Raw genomic sequence first — 14997 nt, 5'->3', positions numbered from 1 at the left:
GACAGAAATGCCGTATCACACGTGGATGCCGTAGTCGGCTAGCGATGGCGGGGGCTCGGCCCAGCTGCCGAAGCTGAATTGACTGAAGCCCGGGGGATGAGCCTGTGCCACTCGCCAAATCCACGCAGCCCGATAAGCGCGGCCGGAGACAATTCCGTCGACCTGATACGCCGGGTCCGTGATATGCGCGCGCGCACCGGAGTGACGATCGCACTCCGTGCCGCCGTACCAGACTCCATACAGCCACATCAGCATAGTCAGCCGTGCGAACGTTCCGACCGCATCCGTTCGTGGCAGGTTGACGCCCGCCGTCAACAGGGCGTGTGCAATCACCGCCCCGTGCATGCCGCTTGTCGACCATCGTATGTATTCGCGCTCGAGTTGGTGCAATCCATCCGGTCCCGCCCGACTGCCGAGGTCGTAGAAGACGCTCGCCAAGGCTAAATCGTCCGGCGCAACCGCTGGGTCGAGCACCGAATGCTCAATGCCCAGCAGTGCGGCTGACAGGTCGACAAACGCCGCCGGCGCGCGACGGCCGGGAGGCATATCGGCCCGGGCCCATACGGGCAAAGCGGGGGCCAGCAACAAGCCGCCGAGCGCACCAGCGCCATATAAGAACTGTCTTCGGGTCATGGCCGGCGTCATAGTTCTGTATCCCATCAAGGATCGAAGATGCGTATTCGCGCGGAAGGGGCCCCTATCAAAGAGCTGGGGCCAGTGTCCGCTCCAGACGCTGCAGAGACACGTCGCCGGAATTGCGCACGGGCGCCAAGCGCTGTGCCCGGTCCAGCGCAAACACGAAATCACCGGCCGCACCTGTGGCCATCGACGCATCGAGATGGCAACCAATACAGCTCGAGGTGACGCGCGGCGCCCCGCCAGCCCGATTGAACTGACGTGGCTGCCACGGATCGACCGGTCCGGGTGCGAGCACCACGCCCGTCATCCGGTCGTCGCTCGGCACGGCTTTCCCGTTAGTCGTCTGCTCGCGGGCGTGAAAGCCTGGAATGTACGTTTCCATCGTGGTATTGGCCAGCAACGTCGGGGTCGGCGCGCCGTCGGGATCAGCGCGCCCTGATGCGTCAGCAGACTTGCCCGCGGTCGGAAACTGAACGTCCACCAGGAAATAGTGATCCCATACGGTCTGTCCTTCGTATTGCCGCAACGCACGCCTCACCGCACGATTAGCCTCGATCGCCCATGCGCCAGGAGCCGCAATCCTCACCAGTTGTGTCGGAGCTTGACCTGGCCGTTGCGGATTCCACGGCTGGGGCGGCAAAACATTGTATCGGCAGGCAGGCTGACCGCTGACCGACGGACAACGTGTGGGATTAAAAAATGAATAGGGACGCACCGGCGTTCCCATCTTGAAGTCAGCCAGCCACGGCGCGTTGTCCCGATGTTCGAACGTGGACCAGACACCCTGCGGCGCGGATTGCGTGAAATGGACGATATGAAAGCCAACGAGGCCCATCGTCCGGACCTCGCAGTGCGCCGTGACCGTCGGTTCATCATGAAACGCCCCACCTGGTGCATCGTAGACGTATGCGCGTACTCGATAGAAGGTCAACGGATCATCGTGTGCGTCGAGGATTTTCCAAGCCGCCTTGATGAAAATCGAACCCACCGTCGCATCATAGCGGCCACGCGGAAAATGCACTTTGCTGTGGTCACGATGCAAATCATGCGCGTCGAATTGCGACTGACCTTCCTGGGAATACAGCTGGTTCCCGACAATGTAATTAAACATCGGCCGATTAAAGTGGATGCCGTAGCGAACATAGTGCCCGGACGAATCGATCACGGGCCCCATCAGATCCGCCTGGATATATTCGTCCAGAACCATGTTGTCGCCCAACCGATCACGTCGACGTCGAAACGCACTCAATCGCGCGGCCCGCCCTGCCGCGATACAGATGTCTGGCACATCGTGTCCGCTTCCGAATGGCTGAGCCGGCGGCTGCCCCCCCGGCCGAAACAGATCGCGCGCCTCGGGATAAACTTGCCAGACAGCGGTATAGCAGCCTGCGTGATCGTCCAGACCACGCATCGTACTGGGTTCTGGAAGCGGATGACCGTCTGCGCCGGTCGCCGCCGGAAAATTCAGCGCCATAAAGTCCTGCCAAGCGAACTGCGCATACGCGCGAGCCCGTTCGGCGTAGCTATGCCCCGTGTCGGGAGCAATGTCGCCAACTGGTCGGCAATCATAGGGGGCCGAATAGCAGCCATTAGCAAAAGGCGACCCGGAATATGCCAAAGTCGCCATCACGACCCAACGCCACCGACTCACGCAGTCCTCCTGTACCGGCTCAGCGGCATCGCTCTATAATAACCAAGAACGACACACGAAACGCCTATTACATACAGCTTAGGACTGCTGCCCATGGGTAGGGGAGTTGCAAACTGCGGGCAGTACTCCACAATATGCTCGGCCGACATCTCAATTCGAGACCTCGACAAATGCTAGCGCGCGCTTCCTATCACCGATATATCCATCACCGCTCAAATTTTGCCGCCGGGCAACAACCGCCTCGATCATTTCCGCCCGCGTGGCGGCAATAGCACGCTGCCTCAAAAATACATCAGCACCCTCCATCCATGCCTTCGCAATCTCGAAGGACGCCGCATCATAATCAGTGTGCCGCCCTCCCTCCATGACGGAAACCAGTCGACAAATCAGTGGTCCACAGCTATTCGGGTTGTCCTCCCCCTGAATATCCTGGGAAAGCCACCTTATCTCTTCACCATTACCGCCCACCACCTGCTCAACAAGCCACTGGATAGTATTCCTCAACTTGCGCGCCCCAGAAGATTCGTTGTTGGCCAACATACCACGCGTATCCACGACCGTCGCGTACGATTTCCCATTCCGGTCTCGCTCAAATGCAAGCAGCAAAAAATGGTTCTCACTTTTCGATATAAGTGGCACCCAAAGCAAGGGGTGAACTCGATGCTCCTGTTTCCATGCCTGCACTGCACTAGTGAAATATGCCGGGTCGGCGCCATGCTGCGCCACCCTATCCGCGCCAATGTCGACCACGGCATCGAGTGCCAACGAGACAGTAGCGAAATAGGCACTTACTTCATCGGTGGTTACCTGCCGCGCAAAATTCAGCAGCGATTTTTCGTCGTGGATATCAGCCGCCTCTTGCAGCCGCTGATCGATTGCATCGCACTCTTTCGAGCTGAGCAAGTCGTCGCTCGTTCCACCGTCGTTTCGCGCAATTTGCGCGCCAAGATGCAGCAGTGCGACAGGCATCCCAAAGTTGCCATCCGGACGATCACGCAAAACTCGATATAGATCCGCTAATTTGGCACCAAATGCATCAAGCACACCAAGCGATACCTGATCATCCCGATATAGGGATAAAATCGTATTCACCGCACGGCGCGCCGAATCGAGACTTTGCCGACACGCTGCAATATCGATCAGGACATCGAGCGCCTGCATCGCATCATCCATGTCGTCCCAGAAACGGACCGTATCAGCCAATTCATCGATCAAACATTTTTCATCGGGACACTCTGCGTTGTCACAGTGCCGTCGTGCGGGGCCTGTCGCCTTCGTCACATTTGGGGCAATGGCCGGTCTTTTTGGCCAAACATGGATAGACTCCGGCATTTCTCCCTCCGACACAACGTAAATAGCCTCATCGCCTGCATTACGCCGGTTAGCCGAACAACATGTACGAAGTCGGATTTGCCACGCAAAGTCCAGCACCACACTCAAGCGCCGTCGACACCGCATTTCCCAATGTCAATACAGCAAATAACACGACGGCTATCAGCGCCATTCCGCCGAGCGAATGCGTCGTCGCTGCCTGCCCCGAACGAATCTGATTGCCTTCTTCGTAAAATTGGCTGTCGAACAGCATCATGAACGCGACGCACATGACAATGGCCACGAATCCCAAAAACGCTGCCACATACATATGCATGCCCCACACCTCGCCACCATACGACCCGGAACCAGGCACGATATGAAGCAAGGATTGCCGAGCAGACACCCCGCCCCCTAACAGGGCGCCAAACAACGTAATCGCATAGTGGCTGGGCCGCACATCAAACCGCAAATTCAGCGCCAACCCCATCCCCGCTGCAATATATCCGACCCGCTGCAACAAACATAACGGACACGGCAAATCGTGATAAACAATCTGCTCAATGAACGCCACCAACAAAATTGCGTTGATTCCAAAAAGCCCCGCAATTACAAGTGCACGCGAATAGACCAGCCGCATACTCCACCCCATCTTAAAATTGCCCCAAAATCCGAGACAGTTCATTGTCTAACGAAGACTCCCCGGCAAAAATCAGATGAGGCTGATTTTGCGAAAGAGAATTCACATTCGCTACTCCACCGCGTGACGTCGCATGCACGCCCACAGGCCAGCGACCCAATCCATAGGCCCACGCCAATCGCAGCCCGCTGCTGATGCTGTCCCACTCCATACGTGCATGGCAATTCCTAAGTGACCAAGATTCACGAGCAGGCCCGTCACGTCAGTATTGCGCACTGAGATGCCCCCCGTCCATCGATCCGACATAAGTTGCCAATCGGAAAGGCCGCCATATTAATGCCCCATCAGGCCGAGCAGCCATCCCCAGCGCCCCCGTTCAACACCATCGCCAGGATTACGCACACGTCAACTCATCGCGTCTGTCCTTGACCCGCTGGTTGCGTGACTTCACCCTGCGCAAACATGACAACGATAGGACACCACACTCGAGGCGCCGCTCCACCACTGCTGAACTGGTCACGAACCATACGCGCGCACGGCGTCTGTTGCGAGCGGCAAACTACTATACGGCAGCCCCGTTCAATTAACGCTCCAGCCTGTACCCTGCTGCGGCCCCCTCCACGGACCTTTTCCTCGAAGCGCCCAGCGTCTACCGCACCGCGCCTACCTTAAGTTTCGCCTCACACGAGCTCTATCGTACCTTGAGCGCCATTTTTCCCGCCTTTTTTGACCTCCTTGATCAACCCGCCCCCTTGGAAAAACAATAAAGGCGCTTCAGATTGATCGCCGAATCCCGGACAATCGCCTTGGCGAAGGTTCGTCGATATCGGCATGTGCCTGCCCAACAAATACGATATCGACACGCAGCAAGCGACAAGGTGATTTGAGGCGCGGCAACACCTGCTGTGCGCTACGCACCCGACGAAGATCGCACAACATATTGCATGCGCGACGATCCGGGGCTGTCGCCCGCACGGCGCGGGGCGGTGGCCCGGCACACCGGTCACCAAGCCGACCAAAGGCTTGCAGCACCATGCCGAGGCGCTTGGTCTCCTGCCGACTCATCGCGAGACATTGCCGGACCGCCACGACACATTCCCTTTCCTGCGTCCGATGCGACAAATAGGCCTTGAACGATAAGTGACCCACGACGATCAGACTGGAGCCCAGTATCGTGACGAACAACAGATCAGGCGTCAGACCAGTGACAAGCGCATTACTCAATGCCTCCCCCATCGCCCCAAAATTGACTGAGACCACGGAATGGCACGAACCAGTCATCGCATGAGCACGACCTTTGCCACGCTGACCTTGGGCGCACATCGCAGGACGGCCTCCGATCCACGCATCCGCGCCAGGTAAGACTCGGCGCGCCATTTCTGTCCGCACCCGACCATTCCAGGAATCAGAAAAACACCTGAGTAGCCTCCCGCACTCGCCCCGCCCGTCGGCCCCACGCATCCCACGTCCCCAGACCCACTCCAGCCACCTGCAAATTCCACCCGATTTTTCAGACGCCATCACCACACTCCACCTTAAAACCACTCAACCTGGACCACACGACACCACACCCGCGGACCAATCACGCCACGCAACATTGTAAGTTGTTTGTAATGGCAATTGAAATCCGCAAGCACATGACGCCTTGGGCGAGTTGACCCGCGCCATCCCCGCGATCGAAATCGAGTAGCGCAAGCCTTGGGAAATTTGGTGATGTGCAGCTGTTGCCAACTTGGGAGTGCCACAAGATGATTGTTTCTCGCCTAGCCGCCTATCTCCGCGGATATCATAGTCGGGTGGTGATTGCCTCGCCCCGCACGCTTCGCCCACCCTTTCGTTTCTCGCACTTCGCCACGCACCTGCGGAAGGTCAACAATACCGATCGATGCTTTGCTCGTAGCGCCAAGATGATGCAACAGGATCCTCAAGCGGCACGAGACCGACTTCGCTATTTGATGAGGCTTGGCAACGGCGCCCGCGTGATCGCTGTGAAAAAGAACATCAACGAACTAGAACTCACGGCCTTGTGACCGCGAAATCCACTCAGATGGCCACCGATATTCTGCTGAAAGAAGGTGCCGCAAACGACCAAGAATTGTCCGCCGTAGCCGGCAGAATTGCGGGTTCAGCAGATGTGCGGGAAGCCCCGGAGTTTAGTCCGGGGGCAAGAGCACGGACGCCGCAGGCGTCCTTAATGGGGCGATTGCTGTTCCAATATATAGTCGAAAGATATCTATCGGCGCGCCGCCACACGATGACGCGAAATCCGAGGGGGACCACAGTACGCCCCTGCGCCTGAGCCAAGGATGGAAGTCTCCAAACTGCTGCCGCAATTTCATATTCAAATATCGAACGCTTTCCGGACCGGGAGTTCGATAACGCTTGCGGCATGCGCGAGTAGCGGGAAATCCGGCAGCCAGCCGGCTACCGTAAGCCAATTGCACTATATTCCCATGCGGCGAATCAGTGCACGCAAACGCTTGACCACGCACCCATTTTGTTCGCCCCGCGCCCTCTGGAATGCGCGAATTCAACAATTCCAGCTCCAGCGTGACTGTTAAAGTCACCTTTTTAACCGATATCTTGGGCTATCTCATGCAACTGACTTCTTGTAACTCACGCGCACCGTCGGCACCAATGCGACCAACAGACAATCCGCCGCCTTACGACAGCATCGACGTCAGTCGTCCACTGCTCAAGGGAACTGTCACATATATAAGAAACGGCCAGTGGAGACTGTCGTCGGTTGACGCGTCCCCTGATCAATACGGCATAACAACTGAATCATGCAAGAACCTTATCGAGGACATGACCACATTAACCACATATGTAAAATTTAGCGACTCACTTTCAAACATGTCGGGGAATCACTTCTATATCGATTGCAACAACGAACTAGTTAAACGCCCCAATTACCTTAAACACCGACTAAAAATGCGAAGCTCTGAAGTCTACAAGGCGCAGATTGACTTCACACGAAAAATACTTTCGTCGACCGATCGAAGAAAAATCAAAAGCGCTATTTCTAAATATACCCTGGAATTTGTTAAAAATATTAAAAAGACGATAACCACAGGCGACATTGAAATACTCTGAATTCGTCTGAGCGCGCCAAGTGGCAAAGAATATGAACAGGGACTAGAGAAACACTGATTGTGTGACACGTGCTGCTGCCCATAGCGTGTTGGACAATCAGTGATACCCTAGATGCACAACCCGCATGCAAATACATCCTCGAGGGGGGGCAAGCCTTGACGCGCGTGAACAGCCGTTCCACGAGCGTCCGCGTCCGCATGCCCCTATTTTCATGCAGCCAAGATGAACGAACGCATTGCGCTCGCGCAGACTGCCGACGACTACGCCATGCTGCTGCCCTGAGCCATGCCCGCCGAATGGCGCTGAGTCTCTCGCTCCACACCACGACTCTGACAGGCGTCATTAATTGACCGCGTACATACCACCTGCTAATACGCCCTTCTTCTGTGGAATGCGGTCCAGCACCGACGAGCCCTCTCGGTGAACACTGTCACACCGATCGTCGTAACACGCCCCTTACGTCACCGTCCATCGTTAGCACTTTTGCGTCGCACTCACAATCGGGTGACATGCACACCTTCCGAGGCAACGTCGGCGACGACTAAAGGATGTGCATTAGAAACGTAATTCATCATTTTGCACAATACCTGCAGCCCCAAACAGCGGGCGAGCTGCCTCGCATAAGCATGCTCATCGACTCGGTCGCTCGCCTCTGACTGCCCCTCCCCCGTCTCCGCACACGTCACGTCGGCAGTGAAGTCAGATGTTGATCGTTCTGGATCTGCATGCACCGTCGCTCGGGTCGCATACCGATGTCTGGCACCACCTGCGGACACCCCACTCGTCGAACACTGCGCCGTCCCTTCGATATTCGACACGGATGGCGATCCGCCTGGTAGCCCACTTTCGACAACACGCATCGCCGCCAGCGAGGTCAACTCTTCATCCATCACGTCCCGACAAAACGCGACGGTTGAATGAAATAGATCACTCCGTTGATCGACGTGAAGCCAGCCATCACACTTGCTATTAAGCATTCCTCTCAACCCGACGGAAACCTCATTTAGCGAGCTCGCGAATGCAGATCTAGCGGACGCTGACGGTAATGATGATGCCCGTGGCATCATCTGACGAGATTCTGTAGTTCGTGCAATCATGGCAATGCTCCCCAAAAAATGGCTACATGAAGACGACGAAAATACTCCGATCACCTATGGCCATCGGCCAGCCTGAGCGCAGCCCACCGCACCGTCAGCGCCCGATCCATCAGATACTCCCCGTTCATTCCGTGGTGCCTTGCCCGACAGTTCATCTCAATTCCCCACCGTGCGGGTTTACCTTTTTTCCCGGATCATTTGCACGTAGGTATCTGCCGGCTTCGCCGCGAACCTGATCAAGCGCTGACTTGCCCGGCAATTTTTTGATCAGTTGAAATTTGAGAGAGCGGCTCCACTACGGCAGTCAAAATGTACCGACGTGTTTGAGTCAATATCACGCAAACCGCGTAAGCTAATGTGGCATTGGGAAAACCTGACACTGATCAAAACCGGTCAGCAACTCCTTCAAGAGCACAACGTATAGTCCATTGCTCCGCGGTACTACTCCGACCACTCTGAACATGCAGCAATGCGCCAGCAAACGTTCAGATTTCTCGGTTACAGGCTGCCAAGCAGCCGGGACCCGAAAGGCGGTCTTTCCGGAAATCTTAAGCAGGACAGGCGAAGAGGCCGTCGCTTCGATCGCCCCTGTATATTCTCTCGCGAGTGACTCGACTGGCGTACAGGACCATAACCGACCAGGCCTCACCGCGATCCTAGTATCGCGCCCCCATTTACGGAGTTGCGCGAGGCCACCGCGAGACACGGCGTGACCGCGATAGAGCTCCTGAGACTGGGGATATGTGCGCCCGTGCTTGTATCGCTCATTGAGGTATTCTTCAAGCTGAGCACGATCGATGTAACGCAAGAGATCCTCGATCTCGTCACGATCTACACGCCCACCTTTCTTAAAAATATCTGGGCCATGACGAGCCTCGAGTGCCTGCACAACCGCCTTCGTCAACTTTTCCGTATCAAAGGCCACCTCATCCCAGAGCAATCGATTAATCACATGCGCGCCCACATCGGTCGAATAGATATTGCCGAATGCTCGCTCGTACCGTCGGATCACCGTCTCCGATTCGAATGGCGGACGCACCAACTGGACATCCGCACGCTGCCGTGCGTTCCTGATCTGCTGACGGCAAGCTTCGATGCATTCGACCTCTTCCGCCAATTGCGCGCACTCTCGAACTAAATTGCTTTGCTCTTGCATTAACGAGCGATCACGATCAATCAGACGCTTCCGAACCCGCTCAACCGTGGCGGGTGATCCGAAGTCACGCGTGGCACGCTCACACCGCCTACGATAAGACGAAGATGTCAACCGGTTCCACCAGTCGCGCCAACCAGCCTCGCGTTGCATTAACGCATGATCGTCCAACATGACCATGCCGCTGTGCAATGATTTCAGGTCAGTTAGGTGATTCTGAATACCATCAATATGCTGTGCAACGCGTCTTTGCTCCTTTTCCACACGGTCATGACGGCTCGTGAGCTTCTTTGCGACAGCGCCGCACGCCACCTCAACCGTATCAAGCCGCGCGTCGCGGCGCAGACTTATACCCATCCCGCGTCGCTCTGCAATCTCATTTATCGATTGCCTCACAGAGCGCAGATCTCCAACCAGGACCGACAACAACTCTTTCGTTGCTAAAGCAGAAGCGACAGGAGATGGCGAGTGCTGCAACTGTGACGAACCCGCGAGTCGATCCATGATTGCGTGCATCAATCGTCAGCATAGCCCTCGGCGTCAACGCCGAAACGGCCAGCCGTTGCGACGCCGTTGCCGTGCGGCTTCGATTTGTCGGCCCGTCAACTCCACCCCACAACTTGTCATACGCTCCATCATGCGTCTGTCCGTATATATCGAACTAGCTCAACCGATGGCGCCTCCGCGCCCGATCGCATACGCACCGCCTCACTCAGTTCGAGCGGAAGGCGAAGAACATCATGGACAATGAAGCCCATCATCATGTTGGCAATCGGGTAACCCGATTCATCTGCCACGACCACCGCCCGCATCGCTTGCTGCAACGCACCCGCAACAAGAATCTGTATGGAAGCTGCCCCGGTTCCAGCCGTTCCACGCATGACGATATCGTCATAGTGTGGCGTGCGCATCCATGCCCGGTGGCTAACAATTTCCCGAGACGCTCGGACGTCTCGATTCGCAATCCAAAAGAGAAACCACGTCTGGCCGGAAGCGTGACCAATAGCGCCGAGCGTGTCGGCCGCAAACACACCGCCCAAGCTTCCGATCGGGTATGTCAAGGCCAACGGGGTAACCAGTGATAGACTGCCTACGCAGCTCGCAAGGGGCATCAGCAACATCCATGCCGATTCTGGTCGCAATGGACGCGGCCCGCAATCGCGCAATGCATCGGTCACAATCGCTTCGATCCAGGAAAGCACGATGTGATGTATAGCCCCCCCCATCACAATAAGACACGGGGTCGGCTGCTCGGCCATCAGTTCCGCCATGCTGAAAAGGCCCGCCACGCTCAAAAGACTGCCCACGCCCCCCGACACCACCATCCAGATGGCTTGACGTCCGCGATCTCCAAATCCGAAATAACGGGCCATTCGGCGCCCAAGATAAGCACTGGACGCGCCAACCGACAACGGGACCATGAGATAACCGCCAATGCAACCCACGGCTTCGGGAAGCTGTTGAACAACGACGTCAACCAAACTGCCACTCATTCTTGCAATGAACTGCACTGCCGCGCTGACAAGAAGGTGCGTGCCCCACGCCGCGCCAACCCTCCATGCAGACAGCGCGACGGGTCGATCGCCGACTTCCTGAGCGCGTTGTTCTATCGTGACATCAACCTCATCGGCGCCCCCCCTAGGCGCGATGCGACGCCGCAGACCAGTAGAAGCCAGGATCTCGTTCGATGATGAAACTTGAGCAAGCGGGCACAATTCGACTGCCCCGCCTGCCCTCGAATAACGCGACGGCACCGGATACTGTTTCTCAAGATGTCGGACGTACTCAGCAATGCGACTGATATGCTGTTCCAGGACAATACGTTCGCCGATGCGGTGGGCGCGTTCTTGTTCGATAGCACCGAAGCCTGACGCCGAGTCATCCGCATTCGCTTCGACGGAAGGCGACGCATCCAGGCCGGTTACCACGCGCCCTCGTGAATCGGGCCATTCGTCCAGGTTCAGCGACCTTCGGCGACGAGCAGGATCTGATACTGTCGCAATTTCCGATTGCTTTCTCGACGTGCTGGCTGTGAGGCCAACCGATGTGAGTCGTGCCTGAATCTGGCTACGTTGAGCGTTCGCTTGAGCAACTTTAGGGTCAAGGGTCTGCCATTTGTGTGCGAGGCTCCTCCGAAGTTGTACCGCTCCATAGCGGACTGCAATTGCGGCGGACTCACTCGTCGGGATCCAGTCAAACTTGGGCAAGCCGTGCCGTTGCGCAATCTCATTCAGGTCCTGCACGATGAACTGCAGCTCGCTTGTGATAGTCGAACTACGCTTACGTTGTTCCGATGGAAGAGACCAGCTTGCACGGCGTACACGAGGCGGCGAAGTCGAAAACCATGTGTTCACGATCGCCCCCACACACTATGCCAATCGATCGGCAGATGGTCCCCCATCGCACACGGAGCAAATCCGCAGAAACCGCACCTCAGCGAGAATCCAGTGCGTAACCGTCGCGTCGTCGGCATACGCGGCGACCTTGATCGAATCATATGGCTCTCCCTGACGCTAGTCATCGAGCAACCCGACGGGGCTGCCGCACCCCGTGCCGTCCCCGGCAAAGATGCTGCTTCGAGTTGCGTCGCCAACTGGGCTACAAGCTGGCATGGAACGACGGCTGACTTATTGCGGTGCGGCCCACGCACACAAGCGGCTGCGTAAGCGCGGAGAATCGGCTTACGCAGCCGCGGTTCGCCTGTATCGAATGCGGTTTCGAGGAAAACGCCGACGTGGTCGGCGCGATCAATGTCATGGCGCGGGGACACCGCGTTGCCGCCTGAGGAGAGTCGGTGCAGTCGAGCCCCTCCGTGAAGCAGGAACCCGCCGAGGCGATGTGAAGCAAGCATCATCGTTTTGGGAGCGGTAGGAATCCCATGCATTCAGGCCGGAGATGTCAACAACGAGGTCTCTGCAGACCAGTGCACATCCCGTGATCGCGTGTCACCATCGTGGCGCGAGATCCGCCAGTCCAGCCCACATTGCGCGCCTCACGGTCACGCCAAAGCCGATTGATCGCCCAACGAATTCGGAAATCACTGGCTGGAATCGCATGACATACTGGACAACGTAGGCGATTTATCTACGCAAAGCTTGTCCGTATCGCTCACTGCTTTGAAGTGATCCGCCCCATCGAATCACACCCGTAATCATTGTCACTTGACACGAGCAACGTGGATAACCCATGGTTAGCATTTGGTGCATCCCCTCCCTACTCCGCTGCCCATTGTCGTTCGATTGGCGGCCAAGGCTGCGCGCGCTCGCACTGGCAGGTGGGCTCCTGGGACTCGCAGCGTGCGGGCCAGTCATGCGATCCGACCGGATGAACGAACAGGCGGGCACATTGCCGCCGCTCGCGACAGGACTGCGCCGTTGGCATCTGCACGTACCCGTCAAAACCGACGAATCAAACTGGACGGTGCGGCTCATCGCACGCACGTGGGAGGCAGAAAGCTGCAACGACGCGCCCTATCGTGCACAGTGGATTCCGATCGCCCCTTCCGGACCTACCGTACGTTTTTTTGTGTTGCACGTGGAGCGACCACAACCGCGTCCGGGCATGCTCGCGCCGTGCCCGATGAATCCGCCTGCCTGGCATGAAGCACAGGGGCGATTGACGCTCCCCTACGATAGTCAGCATGATTGGGTGGTCGATGCGCCGTCGGCTTGGTCGCTGAGCTTTGAGTTCGAGTTGACTGTTCGCAACTCCCGATAAATTCTTGCACCAGCGAAACGGCAGGTTCTGATTCACATCGTGCAGGCGCGCCACCATCGAACCCATCTTGCCCAGTGGAGAAGGCCGCCGAATCCCAGGACGCGGAGCAACTTCTTAAAATAAGAGGTGATCTTGTGACTTGTTTCAAGCCTAGGCATAACGTGGAAGGCGTTGAAATTCTGTCTGAACTGCAGCAGCGGCGGCGTTCCATCGAAGAGAAACTGACGATTGTGCAAGAAGCGTTCGCAGCGAGAGACGGACTCAGGCGTAGCATGACGGCACGGCGTGAATGCGAACCCGGTGTTCGGGTAGCACCGGCAGAAAGGCCGAACACTAACACTCGGCACTGTTCAGAAAACCCAAGCGGTTCAAGCCCCCGGTTGTTCCACTTACCCAGCTCTCCGAATTTGCGCAGCCACCTCTCACCTTTGTCGGGTCTCGTTTGCGAAAAGTTTCTACGTAGAAACTTTTAGTTGAAGGAGGCATTGACATGCGCCCTGGGTGGAAAGCCGCTTTGCCCTATGGATTCTTCCAGTCCGTGTGACCGGATATAGCATTTGCGACCTCAGTCAGCTGATGGTGGGTCGCACATCCGATCGAATTGGCAAACCAACGTCCGGTATGTTGGTGCACTGCACTTGCTCCAGCGCATCGAGGTAGCGTTGACGTCCCCGCCTAAAGGCGGGGACGTCAAATGTCGTGCGCGGCTGGCGTCTTTACCGAAAGGAGGCGCACGTAGGCCGACCAAGGCAACGGAACGCCTAGGGGATGGTGTTCAGGTCAAGCGCACTGTTCGCGATCGCTTTTGATGATTTGGGCGATTGTGCAGACAGCGTCTGCACAATCGGGGCAGCCGGCCGGCTCAAGTAAAACGCGCATTTTGCGAAATTCCGCCAACCGAAGTCCCGGCCGAATCGCTCCGACAAGTCGGCACCCAAGCGCCGAATCATTGCCTCGCCATAAGCAACCCCTCCTTCGCCACCCTGTTCGAATTCCACGATCCGTCACCCGATCTCTCAATAAGTCACCGTCATCAGAGCATTCACGCTGCGTGCGGCTGCAGTGCGCATCCACGCAACGACCCCGGAAATCTCACGGGTGCAGGCCTGCATAGGCAGCGTGACCCGCATCACGCTGCGTCACGACGCGTTCACCGCATCCTTGAACGCCTTACCAGCGGCGAACTTCACAGTGTTCGCCGCTGCAATCACGATCTCCGCACCTGTCGTGGGATTTCGACCCGCACGCGCCGCGCGCTTCCCCTGCGAGAATGCCCCAAAGCCAATAAGTTGCACCGCTTCCCCGCGGCTCACTGCGTCTGTGATGACATCCAGTAACACCTGAACGGTTTTAGCCGCCTCACTCTTGCTGATGCCCGAGCCGATAGCGACGGCGTCAATCAGTTCCTGCTTGTTCATAGACAGTTCTGCTCACGAAGTAAAAGTCGCACCCTACCGCATACCGCTGCTAATAGGCAAACCGGCGGGAATCGGAAGGACTGAAAATCACGCCGTCCTGCCGGCATGCCGTGCACTTTCGCCGTGACCCCGCCATCGAGACCGAACATCCGGTGTTATGCCGCAGATCGGTGCATCGTGCAAACGCAATGTCCAGCCGTAATGGGATGGTCACCCCCACCTCTCAGCGAGTAGGCTGCTGAGAACTTTCCCCGGGAGGTCGTTGCCATGGACAG

Annotated in this window: 10 protein-coding genes and 2 pseudogenes; 4 read left to right on the top strand and 8 right to left on the bottom strand. The window is 57.1% G+C overall.

Going from position 1 to position 14997, the window contains the following annotated elements; all coding sequences use genetic code 11:
* Nucleotides 1–15: 15 nt before the first annotated feature.
* The 4 genes from WS46_RS18325 to WS46_RS18305 form a co-directional block, all read right to left on the bottom strand.
* A complete protein-coding gene (locus WS46_RS18325) occupies nt 16–633 on the bottom strand; it encodes a twin-arginine translocation signal domain-containing protein (protein ID WP_175981542.1) in 618 nt (205 codons plus the stop codon).
* A gap of 67 nt (nt 634–700) precedes the next feature.
* Nucleotides 701–2269, bottom strand: a complete 1569-nt coding sequence (locus tag WS46_RS36100) for a hypothetical protein (RefSeq protein ID WP_175981540.1) — start codon at nt 2267–2269, stop codon at nt 701–703.
* Between the two features lie 171 nt (nt 2270–2440).
* On the bottom strand, nt 2441–3505 hold the full coding sequence (locus WS46_RS35475) for a hypothetical protein (protein ID WP_156441329.1): 1065 nt from the start codon (nt 3503–3505) through the stop codon (nt 2441–2443).
* 166 nt (nt 3506–3671) lie between these two features.
* Nucleotides 3672–4241 carry a disulfide bond formation protein B gene (locus WS46_RS18305; protein ID WP_059524645.1) on the bottom strand — a complete coding sequence of 190 codons (570 nt, stop codon included), beginning with the start codon at nt 4239–4241 and terminating at the stop codon, nt 3672–3674.
* 1748 nt (nt 4242–5989) lie between these two features.
* Here WS46_RS18305 and WS46_RS35470 point away from each other — a divergent pair.
* The gene (locus tag WS46_RS35470; protein ID WP_156437319.1) at nt 5990–6271 is read left to right on the top strand and encodes a hypothetical protein; all 282 of its coding nucleotides are present in this window, start codon (nt 5990–5992) and stop codon (nt 6269–6271) included.
* Between the two features lie 161 nt (nt 6272–6432).
* On the opposite strand, the pseudogene WS46_RS36495 reads toward WS46_RS35470, so the two are convergent.
* Nucleotides 6433–6532: pseudogene (locus WS46_RS36495) on the bottom strand (IS200/IS605 family transposase); the annotation flags it as partial.
* Nucleotides 6533–6761: 229 nt separating this feature from the next.
* Here WS46_RS36495 and WS46_RS35460 point away from each other — a divergent pair.
* Nucleotides 6762–7337 (top strand): hypothetical protein, encoded by a 576-nt coding sequence (locus tag WS46_RS35460; RefSeq protein WP_156441327.1) that lies wholly within the window; start codon nt 6762–6764, stop codon nt 7335–7337.
* 1449 nt (nt 7338–8786) lie between these two features.
* On the opposite strand, the gene WS46_RS35455 is transcribed toward WS46_RS35460, so the two are convergent.
* Nucleotides 8787–10091: a hypothetical protein gene (locus WS46_RS35455; protein WP_156437317.1), complete on the bottom strand. Its 1305-nt coding sequence runs from the start codon at nt 10089–10091 to the stop codon at nt 8787–8789.
* Nucleotides 10092–10222: 131 nt separating this feature from the next.
* Nucleotides 10223–11830: a hypothetical protein gene (locus WS46_RS35450; RefSeq protein ID WP_156443153.1), complete on the bottom strand. Its 1608-nt coding sequence runs from the start codon at nt 11828–11830 to the stop codon at nt 10223–10225.
* A 332-nt stretch (nt 11831–12162) separates the two neighbouring features.
* On the opposite strand from WS46_RS35450, the pseudogene WS46_RS34135 reads away from it, so the two are divergent.
* A pseudogene (locus WS46_RS34135) lies at nt 12163–12372 on the top strand (zinc ribbon domain-containing protein); the annotation flags it as partial.
* Nucleotides 12373–12911: 539 nt separating this feature from the next.
* Nucleotides 12912–13304, top strand: coding sequence for a hypothetical protein (locus WS46_RS35445; protein ID WP_156437315.1), 393 nt, complete (start codon nt 12912–12914; stop codon nt 13302–13304).
* A 1139-nt stretch (nt 13305–14443) separates the two neighbouring features.
* Here the strand turns inward: WS46_RS35445 and WS46_RS18285 are convergent.
* Nucleotides 14444–14722, bottom strand: coding sequence for an HU family DNA-binding protein (locus tag WS46_RS18285; protein ID WP_059534367.1), 279 nt, complete (start codon nt 14720–14722; stop codon nt 14444–14446).
* Nucleotides 14723–14997: the final 275 nt, after the last annotated feature.

The organism is Burkholderia sp. RF4-BP95, assembly GCF_001521985.1.
Lineage (GTDB): Bacteria > Pseudomonadota > Gammaproteobacteria > Burkholderiales > Burkholderiaceae > Burkholderia > Burkholderia diffusa.
The sequence above is the reverse complement of the archived record's forward strand: the minus strand, read 5'-3'. Positions and strand labels throughout refer to the sequence as shown.

Bases quoted from the DNA above. Each gene is read 5' to 3' on its own strand.
- WS46_RS18285 (WP_059534367.1), bottom strand. From the start codon at position 14,722: ATGAACAAGCAGGAACTGATTGACGCCGTCGCTATCGGCTCGGGCATC.
- WS46_RS35460 (WP_156441327.1), top strand. From the start codon at position 6,762: ATGCGCGAATTCAACAATTCCAGCTCCAGCGTGACTGTTAAAGTCACC.
- WS46_RS18325 (WP_175981542.1), bottom strand. From the start codon at position 633: ATGACCCGAAGACAGTTCTTATATGGCGCTGGTGCGCTCGGCGGCTTG.
- WS46_RS35455 (WP_156437317.1), bottom strand. From the start codon at position 10,091: ATGGATCGACTCGCGGGTTCGTCACAGTTGCAGCACTCGCCATCTCCT.
- WS46_RS18305 (WP_059524645.1), bottom strand. From the start codon at position 4,241: ATGCGGCTGGTCTATTCGCGTGCACTTGTAATTGCGGGGCTTTTTGGA.
- WS46_RS35470 (WP_156437319.1), top strand. From the start codon at position 5,990: ATGATTGTTTCTCGCCTAGCCGCCTATCTCCGCGGATATCATAGTCGG.
- WS46_RS35445 (WP_156437315.1), top strand. From the start codon at position 12,912: ATGAACGAACAGGCGGGCACATTGCCGCCGCTCGCGACAGGACTGCGC.